The 19,091-nt window shown below is 36.0% G+C and carries 15 protein-coding genes; all 15 read left to right on the forward strand.

Features of this window, described 5'->3' with window-relative positions; translation table 11 throughout:
* Positions 1–19: 19 nt before the first annotated feature.
* The 15 genes from NSQ92_RS00555 (at position 20) to NSQ92_RS00625 (ending at position 19,063) form a co-directional block, all read left to right on the forward strand.
* The gene (locus NSQ92_RS00555; protein WP_336045068.1) at positions 20–1,234 is read left to right on the forward strand and encodes a M20 family metallopeptidase; all 1,215 of its coding nucleotides are present in this window, start codon (positions 20–22) and stop codon (positions 1,232–1,234) included.
* A 359-nt stretch (positions 1,235–1,593) separates the two neighbouring features.
* Positions 1,594–2,616 carry an ABC transporter ATP-binding protein gene (locus NSQ92_RS00560; protein ID WP_047941762.1) on the forward strand — a complete coding sequence of 341 codons (1,023 nt, stop codon included), beginning with the start codon at positions 1,594–1,596 and terminating at the stop codon, positions 2,614–2,616.
* Entirely contained in the window at positions 2,613–3,626 is a 1,014-nt protein-coding gene (locus NSQ92_RS00565) for an ABC transporter ATP-binding protein (RefSeq protein ID WP_047941761.1), read from the forward strand. Before NSQ92_RS00560 ends, NSQ92_RS00565 begins: the two co-directional genes overlap by 4 nt.
* A 15-nt stretch (positions 3,627–3,641) precedes the next feature.
* The gene (locus NSQ92_RS00570; protein ID WP_082138299.1) at positions 3,642–4,592 is read left to right on the forward strand and encodes an ABC transporter permease; all 951 of its coding nucleotides are present in this window, start codon (positions 3,642–3,644) and stop codon (positions 4,590–4,592) included.
* A 12-nt stretch (positions 4,593–4,604) separates the two neighbouring features.
* A complete protein-coding gene (opp4C, locus tag NSQ92_RS00575) occupies positions 4,605–5,528 on the forward strand; it encodes an oligopeptide ABC transporter permease (RefSeq protein WP_341152231.1) in 924 nt (307 codons plus the stop codon).
* 51 nt (positions 5,529–5,579) lie between these two features.
* The gene (locus NSQ92_RS00580; RefSeq protein ID WP_053215647.1) at positions 5,580–7,199 is read left to right on the forward strand and encodes an ABC transporter substrate-binding protein; all 1,620 of its coding nucleotides are present in this window, start codon (positions 5,580–5,582) and stop codon (positions 7,197–7,199) included.
* A gap of 292 nt (positions 7,200–7,491) precedes the next feature.
* A complete protein-coding gene (locus NSQ92_RS00585; protein WP_047941758.1) occupies positions 7,492–9,249 on the forward strand; it encodes an ABC transporter ATP-binding protein in 1,758 nt (585 codons plus the stop codon).
* Positions 9,212–11,041 carry an ABC transporter ATP-binding protein gene (locus NSQ92_RS00590; protein ID WP_341152232.1) on the forward strand — a complete coding sequence of 610 codons (1,830 nt, stop codon included), beginning with the start codon at positions 9,212–9,214 and terminating at the stop codon, positions 11,039–11,041. The genes NSQ92_RS00585 and NSQ92_RS00590 overlap by 38 nt, the downstream gene beginning before the upstream one ends.
* 370 nt (positions 11,042–11,411) lie before the next feature.
* Entirely contained in the window at positions 11,412–12,080 is a 669-nt protein-coding gene (locus NSQ92_RS00595; RefSeq protein WP_047941826.1) for a GTP pyrophosphokinase, read from the forward strand.
* 216 nt (positions 12,081–12,296) lie between these two features.
* Positions 12,297–13,454 carry a DEAD/DEAH box helicase gene (locus NSQ92_RS00600; protein ID WP_341152033.1) on the forward strand — a complete coding sequence of 386 codons (1,158 nt, stop codon included), beginning with the start codon at positions 12,297–12,299 and terminating at the stop codon, positions 13,452–13,454.
* Positions 13,455–13,605: 151 nt separating this feature from the next.
* On the forward strand, positions 13,606–13,845 hold the full coding sequence (locus NSQ92_RS00605) for a hypothetical protein (protein WP_172864638.1): 240 nt from the start codon (positions 13,606–13,608) through the stop codon (positions 13,843–13,845).
* Positions 13,846–13,966: 121 nt separating this feature from the next.
* Complete coding sequence (locus NSQ92_RS00610) at positions 13,967–15,100, forward strand: GerAB/ArcD/ProY family transporter (protein WP_341152233.1); 1,134 nt, start codon at positions 13,967–13,969, stop codon at positions 15,098–15,100.
* A gap of 62 nt (positions 15,101–15,162) precedes the next feature.
* On the forward strand, positions 15,163–16,281 hold the full coding sequence (locus NSQ92_RS00615) for a GerAB/ArcD/ProY family transporter (protein ID WP_341152234.1): 1,119 nt from the start codon (positions 15,163–15,165) through the stop codon (positions 16,279–16,281).
* The gene (locus tag NSQ92_RS00620; protein WP_095322577.1) at positions 16,278–17,870 is read left to right on the forward strand and encodes a spore germination protein; all 1,593 of its coding nucleotides are present in this window, start codon (positions 16,278–16,280) and stop codon (positions 17,868–17,870) included. The genes NSQ92_RS00615 and NSQ92_RS00620 overlap by 4 nt, the downstream gene beginning before the upstream one ends.
* The gene (locus NSQ92_RS00625; protein ID WP_341152235.1) at positions 17,867–19,063 is read left to right on the forward strand and encodes a Ger(x)C family spore germination protein; all 1,197 of its coding nucleotides are present in this window, start codon (positions 17,867–17,869) and stop codon (positions 19,061–19,063) included. Before NSQ92_RS00620 ends, NSQ92_RS00625 begins: the two co-directional genes overlap by 4 nt.
* Positions 19,064–19,091: the final 28 nt, after the last annotated feature.

The raw sequence follows: 19,091 nt of genomic DNA on the forward strand, positions 1-19,091 counted from the left end.
TGGGATGGGAGCGATTGAGATGCTAGAGAAATGGTATGAAGAAATTGAAGCTATGTATGAGCAAATGGTAGAGTGGAGACGATATTTACACGAAAATCCAGAGCTATCTTTTCAAGAAATTAATACAAGTAAGATGATTGGTGACCTGTTGGAAAGCTTCGGAATTGAAGTAAGACGAAATGTTGGTGGAAATGGGATTGTAGGTAAGATTTACGGTGCTAAGCCTGGAAAAACGATTGCCTTACGAGCAGACTTTGATGCCTTACCGATTCAGGATGAAAAGAATGTAGCTTTTAAATCGAAAGTTCCAGGTGTGATGCATGCATGTGGACATGATGGGCATACAGCTACATTGCTGGCAGTAGCAAAGGTTCTTCAGGATAATGCGGAAGAATTGGCTGGGAATGTAGTGCTATTACACCAGCATGCGGAGGAATCACCGCCAGGGGGAGCCATTGCCATGATTGAAGATGGCTGTTTAGATGGTGTAGATGTTGTCTATGGTGCTCATTTAGCCTCTGGCAGTGAACTAGGGAGTGTCCTTTATAGAATTGGACCAGTATCCGCTGCAAGTGACGCATTTGAATTAAAAATTCAAGGGAAAGGTGGACATGGGGCATCTCCCCATCAAACAATTGATGCTGTTGCAGTTGGCGTCCAAATTGCCAATCAACTTAAACATATTGTTAGCAGAAGAGTAAACCCACAGAAGCCCGCAGTTATTTCCATTGGATCATTTCATGCAGGAAATGCGGGAAATGTCATTTCAGATACAGCTGATTTAACTGGAACCGTTCGTACATTTGATGAAGATGTACGATCATTGATTATAGAAGAAATGGAGCAGCTAATTAAAGGGGTATGTAAAGCATTCCATGCAACTTTTGAATTTAATTATACAAAAGGCTATCCCTCTACTGTAAATACAGTGGATGAAACAAATATACTCGAAAAATGTTTGATAAATGCCTTGCCAGAAAGCAAGCCTGTCATAATAGAAAAACCAGGAATGGGTGGAGAAGATTTCTCTTATTATCTACAAAATCGACCTGGATGTTTCTTTTCAGTAGGGGCTAGAAACGAAGATATAGAGGCAATTTATCCTCATCATCATCCAAAGTTTACTTTTGATGAAAGGGCCATGCTCCATACAGCTAAGATATTTTTAAGTCTAGTAGATTACTACACGAATACAGAAAGGAAAGAGGCTTTGGTGAACAGCTCTACAATCTAAAGTCTAGTATTCTAACAAGCGATAAGCGCCTATCAGCTAGCAAACTTCTGATCACCTCTTTTCGTAGTCAACATCAGTTTACTACGATTACTGTGTTTCCTTTATCTCAGTCGGTGATCTTCCAGTTTTTACGCTGATAAACAGGCGCTTACGCTTTACGAAATAACAGGGAAAAACGTTCTAAGTCAGAGAACGATCTAGCTCCAGCGCCTATCAGCTAGCAAACTTCTGATCACCTCCCTACGATAAGTCAACATCAGTTCACTAGCGTTCACTGTGTTTCCTTTATCTCAGTCGGTGATCTTCCAGTTTTTACGCTGATAAACAGGCGCTTACGCTTTACTTGAAGGAGGGGAAGTATGGTGCGGAATATTTTAGAGGTGGAGAAATTGCAAACAGCTTTTCGAACGGATAAGGGGGAGGTTATTTCGGTAGAGGAGGTTACTTTTCAGCTTAAGCCAGGAGAGACTATTGGTATTGTAGGAGAGTCAGGCTGTGGTAAGAGTGTTACTTCCCTATCGATTATGAGACTGTTAGGAAAACATGGTTATATCAAAAAGGGAACGATAAATCTGAAGGGGAAAGAATTAACGACACTAACGGAAGCGGAGATGCGAAAAGTTAGAGGAAATGAAATTTCGATGATCTTTCAAGAACCAATGACTTCTTTAAATCCGGTTTTTACAATTGGAAATCAAATGGTGGAACTAATTCGTCTACATATGGGCTTAAATGCCAAAAAAGCAAAGAGCTATGCGGTAGAAATGCTGAAGAAAGTAGGAATTCCAAGAGCAGAGGTAATTATTGATGAATATCCACACGCTCTTTCTGGAGGTATGCGGCAAAGGGTAATGATAGCGATGGCTCTATCTTGTAAACCGAAGCTTCTAATCGCAGATGAACCAACAACAGCATTAGATGTAACCATTCAAGCACAGATTCTTGAATTAATGAAAAGTTTAAAAAACGAATCAGAGACAGCGATTATGATGATTACCCATGATTTAGGAGTTATTGCGGAAATGGCTGATAAGGTTATTGTCATGTATGCCGGGCAGGTGGTAGAAGAGGCAGATGTCTTTACTCTTTTTGATGAGCCAAAGCATCCCTACACCAAAGGCTTAATCGAATCTATTCCACATTTAGAGTATGATTCTCAAGAAAAATTATATTCTATTCCAGGCTCTGTTCCGACATTACAGCAAATGCCAAAAGGCTGTAGATTTCATACTCGCTGCCCTTATGTCACTGAAAAATGCATTGCCGAAAAGCCTCCCCATATTAGCATAGACAATCAAGCAGATCACAAGGTTCGTTGTTGGTTGTATGAGACTCAGCAACAAGGCAACATGCTGGAAGAGGAAAGGGAGGTTAAGATATGAGTGTAGAAATCTTGTCTGAAAAAGACGGAATATTCAAAGAACAAATGCAGCCATTAGTAGAAATCCAAAATTTAAAGAAATATTATCCAATTAAGAAAGGGATATTATCGAAAACCGTTGGCCATGTAAAAGCTGTAGATGGTCTTGATTTTTCCATTTATTCTGGGGAAACAATTTCCCTTGTTGGTGAATCTGGATGTGGGAAATCCACTACTGGCAGAGCTATTGTGAAGCTAGATCCTCCGACAGATGGGAAAGTCTTATTTGAAGGAAGAGATATGGCCGCCATTCAAAATAAGGAATTAAGAAAAATTCGCACAGATATGCAAATCATCTTTCAAGATCCCTATTCTTCTCTCAATCCGCGAAAGCGAATCGGTGATTTATTGGCAGAGCCTTTAATTGCCCACAGACTTGCGACAAAAGAAGAAGCAAGTAAAAAGGTAGATCGAATGCTTGAAATAGTAGGATTAACTAAATTTCATAAAAGCAGATATCCTCATGAATTTTCTGGCGGTCAAAGACAAAGGGTAGGGATTGCTAGAGCTCTTATGCTAAACCCAAAATTGATTGTTTGCGATGAACCGGTATCAGCATTGGATGTTTCTATTCAAGCGCAAGTACTAAATTTATTAAAGGATTTACAAAAGGAATTTAATTTAACCTATTTATTTATTGCACATGGTCTAGGAGCAGTTAAGTATATTAGTGATCGAATTGCCGTTATGTATTTAGGCAAAATTGTGGAAATTGGAAAGACTGAAGAGATTTTTAAGAATCCAAAGCATCCTTATACACAAGTGTTGCTAAGTGCCTATCCGATTCCTAATCCTCATCTTCGAAATAGAGAGCGGATTGTGGTAGAAGGAGATGTTCCAAGTCCGGCAAATCCACCAAATGGGTGCAGGTTCCATACTAGATGTCCTATGGCACAAGCTATGTGTAAGGAGAAGGAGCCGCTATTAGATGGAGCAAATCATTCAGTTGCCTGTCATTTTCCACTACGTTAAAGGAGGGAGATTCATTTGTTCCAATATATTATCAGGAGATTATTGATTGCTATTCCAGTGTTGCTGGGGGTAACGGTATTTAACTTTATTATTATTAACTTGGCTCCTGGTAACCCGGTAGATATGTATATTAATCCAGATACTACTCAGGCGGATATTGATGCAAAGAAAGAAGCATTAGGTCTTAATGATCCTATTTATATTCAATACTTTAGATGGCTTGGAAATCTTTTGCAAGGAGATTTTGGATTTTCCTATACAACATATGAACCTGTATTAGATTTAGTGCTAAATCGTGTTGGCCCCACGTTGCTCCTTATGAGCACTGCCTTAGTTATTGCTTATATTATTGCCATTCCAATAGGAATTTTGAGTGCAACAAAGCAGTATTCTTGGATTGATTATTTAACTACTACTTTTTCATTTTTAGGTGTATCCATTCCTAACTTTTTCTTAGGATTAGGAAGTATTTACGTATTTGCACTTGTTTTAAATATCTTACCGACAGGTGGCATGTTTACATTGGGAAGCAGTGGAGGATTTATGGATACATTGTTTCACCTCATTATGCCAGCCGCTATATTAGGAACCGGGATTGCAGGCAGTACGGTTCGCTATGTCAGAAGCAGCATGTTGGAAGTAATGGGGCAAGATTATTTGCGGACAGCAAGAGCGAAAGGATTAAAAGAGTTTATCGTTACCAATAAGCATGGATTAAAGAATGCGTTAATTCCTATTATTACAATTATCGGAATGGAAATACCAATTTTAATAGGCGGCGCAGTAGTAACGGAGCAAATTTTTCAATGGCCAGGCTTAGGACAACTAACAATCCAGTCGATTTCCTCTCGTGACTATCCTACGTTAATGGCGATAAATTTTATTGCAGCACTTGCTGTCCTATTTTCGAATTTACTTGCTGACATTTTATATGCCGTAGTAGATCCGCGAATTAAGTATAACTAAGGAGGAGTGCATATGAGTATTCCTAATGTGAAAGTGGATACGGAATTACAAGTTAATGTGGTGATTCCTGTTCAAAATCAATTGGGGAATGAAGAAAGCTATCTAAAACTAATAACAAAACGTTTTTTTAAACATAAGTTGGCCGTTGTTGGTCTCATTATTTTTTCATTAATGGTTCTGATTGCAATCTTTGCTCCAGTAATTGCACCGCATAATCCATATTCTGTTGATGGCGAATTTGCGTCTGCTCCTTCTGCTAATAATATTCTTGGTACAGATGAAGTGGGAAGGGACTTGTTTAGCCGACTATTATATGCTGCTAGAGTCTCTTTATCAGTAGGAGTCGGAGCAGTGGTGATTTATGTTGCTATTGGTACTATACTAGGAGCGATTGCGGGGTATTTTGGAAAATGGGTGGACATGGTTATCATGCGTATTACAGATGTGTTCATGTCATTTCCGTATTTAATGGTAATTTTGGTTCTAGTAAGTATAATGGGGCCAAGTCTATTTAACGTTATTTTAGTATTAGGTTTGCTCGGATGGCCATCGATTGCAAGATTAGTAAGAGGGTGTGTATTAACAATTAAAGAAATGGATTATGTTAAAGCAGGTGTCGCTTTAGGGTATTCCACGCCAAAAATTGTTTTTCAACATATTCTTCCGAATTGCATTGCGCCGATTCTTGTTAATGCTACATTTGGCATTGCGTCTGCCATTATTATGGAAGCATCCTTGAGCTTTTTAGGGATGGGTGTTCAGCCTCCTACAGCAAGCTGGGGGAATATGCTTAATGAAGCTCAATCCATTACTGTATTGGCAACACAGCCTTGGTTATGGATTCCGCCTGGAGTCATGATATTACTTGCTGTATTATCCATAAATTTTATGGGGGACGGTTTGCGAGATGCAATGGATCCCAAGAGCCATAAATGATGAGGAGATGCATTTATTACTATTCTAGAACAATAGATGGGGGAACATTCAATGAAGAAATTTAAAACGATATTTAGTCTATTTTCCATTGTCATTTTAGTATTACTTTCAGCGTGCTCGGGTGTAAATAATCCAGCTTCAACTGGTGGTGGTGCAAAAGAAAATACGATGTATTTGGGGCTTGTAAATGCTCCAGTTAGTTTTAATCCCATTAATTCTTCTGATATTGCAGCATCATGGTTAGAAAAATTTATGTTTGATACTTTTTTAGAGATGACTGGTCCTTTGGAGTTTACACCAAAGCTAGCTGAGTCCTTTGAAACAGAGGATAATCAGACATTTACAATCAAAATTAATAAGGATGCAAATTGGACAGATGGAACACCTGTTACGTCTGCGGATGTTGCTTTTACGTTAAATTTAGTTGCTAATCCAAAGACGGAAACAGCTGTTGGAGCCTATTTAACTGTATTAGATGGATTAACAGACGATGGCAAGCTTCCAGAAGGAGAAACAGAAATACCATCTATAACCATTGTTGATGAGAAAACAATTCAATTTAAGACAAAGGCCCCAGTTGATCCAAATATGGTGAAAGAACAATTAGGTTCTAAATTTATGATTCTTCCAGAACATAAGTTAAAGAATATTGCTCCGGAAAATCTCCAAAAGGATCCTTTTATGATGAAGCCGACCGTAACGAATGGTCCTTTTAAGTTTGTTAAATATGCAAAAGATCAATATGTAGAATATGCTAGGAATGATGACTATTATTTAGGGGATGTAGAACTGGATAAACTATTTGTGAAAATCATGCCAGCAGCAAACCTTGTAGCTCAATTGCAGACAGGCGAAATTCAAATGAATGCTGCAGGAGGGATTGGAAAAATTGCAGTGCAAGACTTTGAGACAGTAAAAGGATTTGACAATGTAACAACCACAACAGATAAAACATATGGATATCAGAATATGAGTTTTAATATGGAAACCATCACAGATAAGAAAGTAAGACAAGCAATCGCTTATGCTATTGATCGTCAAAAAATTGTCGATCAATTACTAAAGGGAGAAGGAGAAATTGTAGACGGTCCGTATACATCCATCAGCCCTTATCTTGATAAAGAATTAGAAACATACACGTATGATCCAGAGAAATCGAAGCAGTTATTAGAAGAAGCAGGCTGGGATTTCAATAAGACAATAGAATTTGTTGTTCCGATTGGAAACAAAGTGCGGGAACAATCAGCCAATATTATTGCCGAAAATTTAAAAGCGGTTGGATTAAAACTAAATACAACTACGTATGATTTCCCAACGATTATGTCAAAAGCGAGAGCAGGCGACTACGATTTAATGCTAATTGGCTTCACTAATACTATTGATCCAGATTTAACAACAATCTATGGTTCTGCGGGATCAAGTAACTATACAAATTATAACAATCCAAAGGTAGATGAACTATTAGCAAAGGGGAAACAAGAACCAGATACAGAAAAGCGTAAAGAGATTTATAATGAGCTTCAAGCAATTTGGAGTGATGAACTGCCGATCTTTACATTGTATTCTGACTATGACTTTGGAGCAGTTTCTAAAGATGTAGCTGTGGGATCACCAAAGGTATTTGGTTTCCATAATGAATTATATAAATGGTCGTTAGCTGGTGTAAACTAAAAGCGATAAAAGCGGCTCGAACATAAATATTTCCAACAAATTTAAACCTGAACAATTATACAGAGATTCTAATCTAGAATTTTTGTATAATTGTTCGGTTTTTTTATTTTAAGAAAGAAGGTGGCATTTGTACATGTAATAAAATATACTGAATTAATTTTATTCTGAATGATGTTTTCTAACTTACTAAAAAGAGGTATGATAAAAATAATGTTTAGCAAATCTAAATAAATTTCATCGATGATTGGATATTAAGTAGTAAATTCAATTAGAGTAAAGGCTGGAGGGAATAATGTCAAAAATATTTGGTCGACTTCGAGTATATAAACTAAGTATTACAATAGCACTTATACTAATGTTAACCGAACTTGCGGTAGAACTGGTTCAGCCATTGATTATGGCAAAGATAATTGATGATGGCTTGGCTCATCAAGATACAAAAGTAGTGTTAATTTGGGGAGGATTGTTGATATTATTTTCGCTTGTAGCCTTTGCTGCTGGAATAATTAATACATTCTATTCTTCCCATGTTTGTCAGAATTTTGGCTATAGTCTTCGGAATGAGTTATATCAAATCATTCAGTATTTTACGTTTTCAAGCAGTAATGTTTTTGCAAGTTCGTCTTTGATCACTAGATTAACGAATGATATTACACAATTACAAAACACGATATTTATGGGATTGCGATTTCTATTAAGGGCACCGCTTTTAATCGTTGGTGGAATCATTATGTCCTTCTTAGTTAATGTGAAACTAGCGTTTATATTGGCGATTACGATTCCGCTTATTGTGGTTATGTTTATTTGGGTTATTAAAATAGGAAGAAGTCTGTTTCAATCTGTTCAAAAGAAACTCGATCAGGTAAACAGTGTGATGCTGGAGAATTTAACAGCAGTGAGGCTTATCCGAGCATATATCCGTAAGCAGTTTGAAAGAAATCGTTTTATGCATACAAGCGAGGATTTAAAAAATCTTACCCAAAAGGCGCTCCGAATTATGGAAACTACTGTGCCGCTCTTATTATTCGCTATGAATCTATGTATTATTGCCATACTTTGGATTGGATCCGGACAAATAAACACAGGTGAGGCACAGATTGGTGAAGTAGTTGCCGTTATCAATTATACATTAAGAATCACTACATCGATTTCTGTAGTAAGTATGTTAGTAATGGTTATTTCTCGTTCAAAAGCTTCAGCTGATCGAATCCAAGAGATTATTGATAAGAAAGAACAGGATAAGGATAATCCAGATGAAAGTATGGACTCAAAACTGAAAGGGAAAATTAAGTTCCAGCATGTATCCTTTCGTTATCCATCTAATAGAAGGAATACGATAGAGAATCTGCACTTTACCATCCACCCTAAAGAAACAATTGCTATATTAGGAGCAACAGGTTCAGGAAAAACAACACTCTTCCAATTAATTCCACGTCTTTATGAACCAACAGAAGGAAGCGTTTTGATCGACGATAAACGAGTGGATTCATATTCATTAAATACGCTAAGAAAGCAAATTGGATATGTACCACAGGAATCGATGCTCTTTACGGGTACCATTCAAGAAAATATTAGATGGGGAAATCCTGATGCGACCTTTGATGAAGTAGTGCAAGCTGCAAAAGATGCCCAAATTCACGATACCATTATGTTAATGCCTCATACATATGATACGAGAATTGGACAAAAGGGAGTTAATTTATCCGGAGGACAAAAGCAACGCCTTTCCATTGCAAGAGCACTCGTCAGAAAGCCAAGTATTCTCCTGCTAGATGATAGTACAAGTGCATTAGATTTAAAAACAGAAAAAAAGCTGCTGGATGCAGTTGCAGATTATCAATGTACCCTTCTGCTCATTACGCAGAAAGTATCTACTGCGATGAAGGCAGATAGAATAATGTTGATTGAAGATGGAAAGATTGTAAGTTTTGCTTCCCATGATGAGTTATGGAAGACAAACAACCTTTATCAAAAAATAGTAGAATCACAACTAGGGGAAGGAGAGTGGGAGAATGCAAAGGGAACTAACCGATCCATTTCGCTATCCTAAACCTAAATTAAAGCCAGATCCCACAGTTGTTAAAAAAGGGAAAAAACCAAAAAATATGGGGAAGACCTTATACCGATTATGGAGCTATCTTGCACAAAAAAAGGGATTATTATTTCTTGTTTTAGTGATGGTGGCAATGAGCTGTGCATTAGGATTATTGGGACCATATGTTTTAGGAATTTCTATTGATCGTTTTATTGTCAATAGAAATTTAGATGGTTTTACAGGAATGCTAATAGCCCTTGGTGGTATTTACTTTTTTCATTCTGTTGCATTATTTTTGCAAAGTTATTGGATGGTTGGAATTTCACAAACAACTGTTTTTCGCTTAAGAGCGGATTTATTCCACCAATTTCATGAGCTGCCGATAAGTTATTTTGACAAAAAGCAGCATGGAGAATTGATGAGTCGTGTTACAAATGATATTGAAAATGTCAGTTCTACTTTAAATAGCTCTGTTATCCAAATCTTCTCTAGTATTATCACATTAGTTGGGACAGTAGTCGTTATGTTATTGCTCAGCCCGTTATTAACCGTCCTGACTTTAACTATTGTGCCAGTTATGTTTATCGGAATGAAGTGGATTACGAGTAGAACAAGTATATTGTTTAAGGAACAGCAAAAGAATTTAGGGGAGTTAAATGGATTTATTGAGGAATCTATTTCAGGACAAAAAATTGTAAAAACTTTTTCTTTAGAAGAAAAAGTGATTCATGATATGAAAGAAAAAAGTGATAAGCTTAAGAATTCTGCGTATTGGGCACAAGTCTATTCAGGCTTTATTCCAAAGTTGATGAATATGTTAAATAATGCTAGCTATGCAGTAATTGTAGGGGTTGGCGGGCTATTAGCCCTCAAATCAGGTACTGTATCTATTGGGGTTATTGTAATCTTTGTTGAATATTCCCGACAGTTCACTAGACCCTTAAATGATTTATCGAATCAATTTAATACACTGTTATCTGCCATCGCGGGTGCAGAGAGAGTATTTGACGTATTAGATGAAGAAAGAGAAGAAGTAGATGAGAAGAAAGCAGCCGTGATGGAAGAAATGAAAGGAGAAGTTCAGTTTAAGCATGTTTCTTTTTCTTATGAGGTAAATAAAGAAATTTTAAAAGATATTGATTTTAAGGCAAACCCAGGTGAAACAATTGCTTTGGTTGGACCCACTGGAGCTGGAAAGACGACTATTATCCAGCTTATCACGAGATTTTATGATGCAACCGCAGGAAATATATTAGTGGATGGACAGGAGATTACAAAAATAAAAAGAGAGAGTCTTCGTTCGCATATGGGATTTGTTCTTCAGGATAGCTATCTATTCGAAGGGACCATCCGGGAAAACATTCGGTATGGCAGGTTAAATGCTACGGATGAGGAAGTGGAGTATGCAGCAAAGCAGGCCAATGCTCATGGCTTTATTGAACATCTTCCGGAAGGATATGATACGATTCTTTCTGCTAATGGAAACGGAATTAGTCAAGGACAAAAGCAGCTGTTATCCATTTCTCGAGCAATTTTAGCAGATCCATCTATTCTTATTCTGGATGAAGCAACAAGTAGCATTGATACAATCACAGAGATGAAAATTCAAGATGCTTTAAAACGGTTGATGAAAGGGAAAACGAGCTTTGTTGTTGCTCACCGATTAAACACCATTAAACATGCGGATCTGATTCTAGTATTGGATAAAGGGATGATAGCCGAAAAGGGGTCTCACGAAGAATTATTGAAGAAAAAAGGCTTTTATTATGAACTACATCAAAACCAATTCTCAGAGACAGTTGATTAGATTATAAAAATAAAATGGGGCTGCACCGGTTGGTCAGTGTAGATAGTAGATATATAAAGAACAGCACTTCTCTCCTTAGAGCTGATATTGAAGGAATAAGGGAAGTGCTGTTTCTTATTTTATAAATAAAAATATTTGTTTGAAATGATATTTGACTGACCGGTCATTATTGTTTACAATAAAGATAGATTCGGTGCATGTCAACCATCCGAAAATAGCTCGTTATATACAAAGGTGGATGTTGAAAGTGAAAACAATTGACCAAATTATTGAATTTTTGAAGAGTATCGGAGTAGACGCAGAAAAGGTTTATAGGAATCCAAAGGAGACATACTAGTTTATGGAAAGCGTAAAACAACTCAAGACATACATGGAAGATAATAACTTCAATTTACATGAATTATCAAATGAGCTTAATGAATGGAAAAATAGCTTAATTATTTATAACTTTGCTTTAGATGAAATAAATACGAAACTAAAAATATTAAATGAGGAATTTCAATTTATCCATAATCATAATCCAATCGAGCACATTAAATCACGAATTAAAGATCCAAAGGGTATTATGCAAAAGCTGCATCGAAAAGGGCATGCTATAACAATGGAAAATGCCAAAAAATATATACATGATATTGCAGGAGTTCGAATTACTTGTTCCTTTATTTCGGATATTTACGAAATTTATAATATTATTGAAAAACAAGCTGATATTAAAGTACTGCAGGTAAAAGATTATATTAAAAATCCAAAACCAAATGGCTATAAAAGCTTACATTTAATTATCAGTATTCCTGTTTTCTTAAGTACAGGAATGCAAGAAGTATTTGTTGAAATTCAAATAAGAACGATTGCGATGGACTTTTGGGCAAGCTTAGAACATAAAATCTATTATAAATTCGACAAAGATGTTCCTGCACATTTACTTAATGAATTAAAGGAAGCAGCAGATGCAGCCCATGAACTAGATGTAAAAATGAAGCGAATCAAAGATGGTGTCGATATCGTTCATACAGTAGGGAAGAATCAGCTATTCATATAGTTTGAAAAGGAGCTTCGCAAGAAACGAAGCTCCTTTCTTTGTAGAAACAAAGAAATCCTCGAAATCCAGCATTTATAATTTATATTCAGCGAAAAATATAATCTCCCCCTATTGAATAAGGTTTCATATCTATTTTTTCGTAAATAATTTATAATAAGAAGATATATTTTAAGGTTAGATGCTATTTGTCTGATTTTGATGAAAAAGGAGAACGAAATGAAAGAACAGCTATTTTGGAGTACATTTAAACCGTTTATACAGGAAAACTGGGAAAAGGCACAGTTTAAACAAGCAACTTCTATTCAAGCACAATCTATTCCGCTAATATTAGAGGGAAAAGATGTAATTGCTGAATCCCCAACAGGAACAGGAAAAACATTGGCATATCTACTACCAGTCTTAAATAACTTGGATACAGAATCGAAGAATATTCAGGCAATCTGTCTTGCTTCCTCTCAAGAACTTGTTATGCAAATTTTAGGAGAAGTTCAAAAATGGGGAGAGGGCAGCGGTGTTCGGGCGGCCTCTTTTATTGGAGGAGCAAATGTTAAAAGACAATTAGAAAAACTGAAAAAGCATCCTCATCTTGTCATTTGTACACCTGGAAGAGCATTAGAATTGATTAAACAAAAAAAATTAAAAATGCATGCAGTAAAAACAGTAATTTTAGATGAAGCAGATCAATTGTTAGTACCAGAGCATCTAGAATCTGTTCGTCAAATTATCAAAGCCACTTTAAAAGAAAGACAAGTCGTTTTATTTTCTGCAACATTACCAAAGCAAACAGAAAATATTGCAGCTGAACTTGTTCAAGATGCAGAAATTATTCGCATCAAAAAAGATAAGGTGATTGAAGCAGCTGAAGTAGAGCATATTTATTTCCAAGCGGAATATCGAGATAAAGTAAAGCTACTAGAACCGATCTCTCGTTTAAAGAATGCGAAGATTCTTGTGTTTGTAAAGGATATTGGAAATTTAAGTGTTATCCATGAGAAGTTAGCATTTAAAAAAATTCAAACAAGTATTTTGCATTCTGATCTAAATAAAATGGAGCGTCAAAAGTCATTAACTGATTTTCGAGATGGCAAGAGAAACATGCTTCTAGCAACAGATGTAGCTGCAAGAGGGCTTGATATTCAAAATATTACACATGTTGTTCATTATGACTTAGCTACAGATAAGACTCAGTATATCCATCGGTCTGGAAGGACGGGCAGATTTGGTGCAGCGGGAGTAGTTATTAGTTTAGTGACAGAAAGAGAGGAAAGAGAACTGAAGCAAACAGCTAAGAGGCTAAATCTTCAGTTATCGAGAAAAACCTTTTACCATGGAGAAATGGTGGATTACAAAGTGAGACAAAAAAACAATAAATAATCTTTTTAAAAGCTGGCATCAACCGTAATAGCAGGTTGATGCCAGCTTTTTTATTTGAATTAACATTCATAAATGAAAATATAAGCATAAAAATGGAGAAATTTCACAAGATAATACCATAAATAAACAAAGCACTAAAAGGAAGGGTTAAATGGTAACTTTTGCTTATCTACTAATATTTACATCTATGAGTGTTTTAACAATTGTTCTGGATATTTTTGTATTTCATGAAGGATTTATGAAATGTATAAAAAGAATATACGACGCCGAAGTTGGTGCAGGAGCTATTACCATTGTTTTTACTGCAATATTAGGCTTTGTCTGGTCGGTCGTAGTGGATATTCGACTATGGAAAAATAAAAAACAAAGCAGGCAGAAAACTCAAGGATAATTACTCCATTTAGATACCAGTTGCACAACAGAGTATAGAAGTTTCTGCCAGAGCTGGCGGAATACTAATAAAGCAAAAGATGAGGCGCTTGCGCTTTTCTAAAAGGAAGTGTGTTACAGCCATGTTAAAAGAAAGCATTTCGTTAACTCAATTGGCGGCAGTTGTTTTTAATTTCCAAATCGGAAGTACGATTGTAATAGGTCTTGGATTAAAAGCAAAAGAGGATGCATGGATTGTACTTCTGATTGCTTTAGGAATAGGAATTGTCATCACCTTATTTTTTATCTATATGATTTCTTTAGCCCCAGAGAAAAACTTATTTGAGATGTTTGAATATTGCTTTAATCGGCCAATTGCAAAGGGGCTCAGTCTCGTTTATGCAGCTTATTTTTTTTATTATAGCTGTCGAATTATCCGCGACTTTGGAGAGTTGATAGCAAGTACAGTACTTCCCTTAACACCGATTGAGATTTCCACCATTATGCTAGTGTTCGTAATGGGATATATATTGTATATGGGTGTGGAGGTTCTTGCGAGAACCGCAGAGATATTCACTCCTTATGCATTTATCTTCATCATGCTTTTATTTATTTTCTTATATGCTGGTAAAAACCTTGATTTCTCTAATATAAAACCAGTATTAGCTGACGGCTTTAAGCCCTTATGGACTGCTGTGTTTCCCTATGAAATTGTACGGCCGTATGGACAATTACTCGTTTTAACCTTTATATTGAGCAATGTTTCAAATGCTAAATATAGCAAAAAGATTATTATTTATAGTGTTCTGATTTCAAGTTTATTATTGCTGGTTACATCATTGATGATTATTTTGTCTTTAGGATACGAGCTCGGATTACGTTCCAATTTCCCCTTATTAAGTGCAGCTCGACTTGTTTCTATTGGGAATTTTCTACAACGGATCGATGCTATTGTAGTTTTCTGTATGATGCTCGGAACACTTGTAAAAAGCTGTATTTATATATATGGAGGATTAAAGGCAATCGAGTACATTTTTGGTCAATCATTTCGGTATTTTTCGATTCCGATGATTTGTATTGTAGGAGTATTCACAACATTAATTGCGCGAAATTATACCGATCATATGGAGGAGGGATTGCAGTCTAATCCTTTTCTGTTACATCTTCCATTACAATTTGGCCTGCCGGCATTAATGGTATTTATCATGTTAATAAAACATTGGAATAAATCTAACTCCAAGAAAAAAGCAAAAAGTGGAGGACAGAATGTGTTTTAGGAAATAGCGATGAGCGAAATTTTGATTACATTAAATTAAAACCGATAAGGTGCTGAGTGATTATGTTGACAGAAAAACTATCTTTAACCCAAATATTTACGATGATTATCAATTTCCTTCTTGGAAGTTCTATCGTAATTGGCATAGGAATGGAAGCCAAAAGAGATGCATGGATAGTTGTTTTAATTGGAATGATTGTCGGCGTAATTATAATAAGTTTTTATCTTTATTTAATGTCATTGCTTCCAGGGAAAAACTTATATGAGATGATGGAATATTGTTTTTCTAGAAAAGTTGCTATCACTTTAGCTCTCGTGTACTTAAGTTATTTTATCTATGTTTCTGCAAGAGTAATTAGAGACTTTGGGGAATTGATCACTTCTGCCATTCTGCCTGTGACACCTATAGAATTTACGATATTAGCGCTTATGTTAGTAATTGGCTATATCTTATATTTAGGGATTGAAGTATTAGGAAGAACAGCTGAAATATTTAGTCCCTATATGTTTTTATTTATCATCCTGCTGTTTATTTTTTTATACGCTGGAGACAAAATAAACCTTACCAATGTACAGCCAGTTTTAAGTAATGGGATAAAGCCAATAATGAAAGCGGCTATTCCATCTATCATTGCCTTCCCCTTTGGAGAGTTAATAGCATTTACGGTTATTTTCGCTCATATTGGAGAGTTTAAGGCAACGAAGAAGGTTGCCTTAATTAGTGTTATTGTCGCAAGTATCATTTTACTATCTTCCGTTTTTATCATTATAGCCACCTTAGGGGAAAATACAGCAATGCGAGCAAATTTCCCACTATTAATAGCGGCAAGACTTGTTAGTATAGGGGAGTTTTTGGAAAGGATTGACGTGCTCGTTGTGTTTATTATGATGCTGGGAATATTAATCAAAAGTTCTGTGTTTCTATATGGCGGCTTAAAAGGAATGGAGTATATTTTTCGAATACCTTACCGATATTTTGCTATGCCTGTTGCCTGTATCACAACGATGTTTAGCATCTTCATTTCTACGGATTTTTCGGATCATATTGTGGAAGGGTTAAATGTAGACTTATTTCTTGTTCATGTTCCACTGGAACTTATGGTACCTATTTTGATTACATTTGTGTTGTTAATAAAAAAATGGAAAGAACAAAGGGATGAAAAAAGGGGGTTGAAAATATGAATTATTTTAAAAAAATGATGGCTTTAAATAGCAAAAAAGAAATACCCTCTAAAGTCGTTCCGACCGAAGCGAAAGAAATAGGGATAGAAGAACTTACCTTTGAAGCATTGAGAGAAGTGATAGGTTTAACCTTTGGAAATACAGCTGATTTGCAGTCAGATGTGATTCGAGTAGGAAAAAGTGAGGGATGTATTTATTATTTAGAAACTGTAGTAAATACAGAAATGCTAAAAGAGATGTTAGGGAATACGTTAGAGAATTCAGCCGATAAAGATATTGTTGTTGATACAATTGAAGACCTACAGAGCTTAAGTAAAAAGAGCTTTGGTGTTTCAGGATATAAATTATTAAAAAAGGTTAATGAAATTGTTTCTTCTCTCCTGGAAGGACGTATTGTTATTGTTTTTAGAGGCGTTGGGCAGGCGCTTAGTTTAAATTATTTAAATAGTGAAGGCAGATCAGTAGCCGAGCCTACTACACAGACAGTCGTACGGGGACCAAAGGACTCTTTTGTAGAAGATGCCTCTACAAATATCAATTTAATAAGAAAAAGAATAAGAAACCATCAATTGCGTTTTGAAAAATTTATGATAGGAAACGAAACACGTACAAATGTATACATGGGGTATATGTATTCCATTGCAAATGAAAAAATAGTAGCAGAAGTAAGGTCTCGATTAAATAAAATTAATATTTCTGCTGTATTTGAGTCAGCGAATGTTGAAGAATTAATTGTAGATAAAAGTTTGACTGTTTTTCCGTTAGCGATGAATACAGAGCGTCCAGATGCAGTAGCTACCTATTTAATGGATGCAAAAATTGTCATCATCATTGATGGATCACCATTTGTATTAATCGTTCCGGCTGTACTGACTGATTTTTTCACTTCTCCGGAAGATAACTATCAAAACTATTTTATGAGTAGTTTTGTTCGTTTAATTCGCTACCTATCTTTTATGATTGGTTTAATTATGCCTTCCGCTTATGTAGGAGTTTTGACCTTTCACCCAGAACTGCTGCCAACTACTTTATTACTGAGTGTTATTGCACAGCGGGAGGATGTACCTTTTCCAGCTGTAGTGGAAGTGTTTATCATGGAAATTACTTTTGAAATTTTAAGAGAGGCAGGGGTAAGAATGCCGCGGGCCGTTGGTCAGACGGTTTCGATTGTAGGAGCATTAGTTATTGGACAGGCAGCCGCTGAAGCGGGAATCATTTCCAATATTATGGTTATTATTGTCGCGATTACTGCGATTGCTAATTTCGTTTTTCCTAATTATAGCTTCGCGAACGCATCTAGACTTATTCGATTCGTTCTTATCATTGTTGCCTCTATTTTAGGGTTATATGGGGTTCTTTTAATACTTGTATTTATGGTTGCACACTTAAGTTCTCTTCGTTCCTTTGGGGTTCCTTATTTAGCACCTGTTGCTCCATTTATTGTCGAAGATCAAAAAGATGTATTTGTTCGTTTTCCACTATGGTCCATTAATAAGCGTTCTTCCTATTTAAGTCCAAATGTAAAGAATAAGCAAAAGCCACAAGGGTCCCCGTCTCCGCCTAAACCGGAAAGTGGGAAGAAAAAGTGAAGAAAATTTGTGTCTTTCTATGTATATTAAACTGTTTGTTTCTATTAACTGGTTGTTGGGATCGAAAAGAATTATCAGAAATTAAATTAGTGGCAGGAATGGCCATTGATAAAGGCGAAAATGCAAAATATAAATTGACAGTAGAGGCCTTAAATGCAGTAGAATTAAATACCCAAACTGCTTCTGGAAATGCTCCGACAATAGTAGAAGGCATTGAGGGAAACACTATTTCTGAAATTACGCATCTCTTAAATGAGTACTATGCACAGTCCCTGGTTTTCTCTCATATGAAGATACTGGTAATCAGCGAGGAAATAGCTAGGTCGGGAATGCTTGATTTTATTGACTTCTTGGAAAGGAATAGGGAAATACGGGATGACTTTAATATTATTATTGCAAAAGATGGAAAGGCAGAAGATATTTTAAAAATAGTTGCCCATTATAGAAAGGCTTCCTCTTTAAAGTTATCCCCGCAATTGGATCATTTATTAGAGGATTGGGGAGGAGACCCAGGAATGAGTATTATTGAGTTTATCTCCGAATTGAACCTAGAAGGGAAAGAACCAGTGTTAGCTACTGTCCGCGTAAAAGGAGATGTAGAAAAAGGAAAGAGTATGGAAAATATCATGAAGGTGACTCCTGATGCAATAGTAGTCGTTGATTCTCTGGCGATATTTAAAAAGGGCAAATTGGTCGGTTTTCTGAGCATGGAAGATTCGAGAAATTATTTGTGGATTAGAAATAAATTAAAAACTACTTCTTTGTCCATTAAATGCAAACAGGGAGACTATAGTTCTGTGCGTGTAACAGAATCACAAACAGAAATAACTTCTAAATGGAAGAATAATAAGCCTGCTATTCATGTTGGGATAAAAGCAGAAGGATATCTGGAGGGAACACAATGCTATAAAAGTGTAGATAAGCTAGGTACCATTGAAAAATATGAAAAACTAGTGAATAAAGTTTTATCCCAAGAAATATCCAATAGCATTTCACATGTTCAAAGCCAATATGAATCAGATATTTACGGATTTGGAGAAGCAATGAGACGACAAGACTATGATTCATTTATGAAAATAAAAGACAAGTGGGATCAAGAATTTTCAAAAGCAGATATTAAAGTAGATGTAGATTTTGTTCTGAGAAGATCAGGAATTCGCTCCAAGAGCTTTTTGACAGGTACAGAAAAATAATTACTAAAGGAGAAAAACTGTTCCATTA

Origin of the sequence: Niallia sp. FSL M8-0099, from assembly GCF_038006945.1 — a bacterium.
Classification (GTDB): domain Bacteria; phylum Bacillota; class Bacilli; order Bacillales; family Cytobacillaceae; genus Niallia; species Niallia circulans.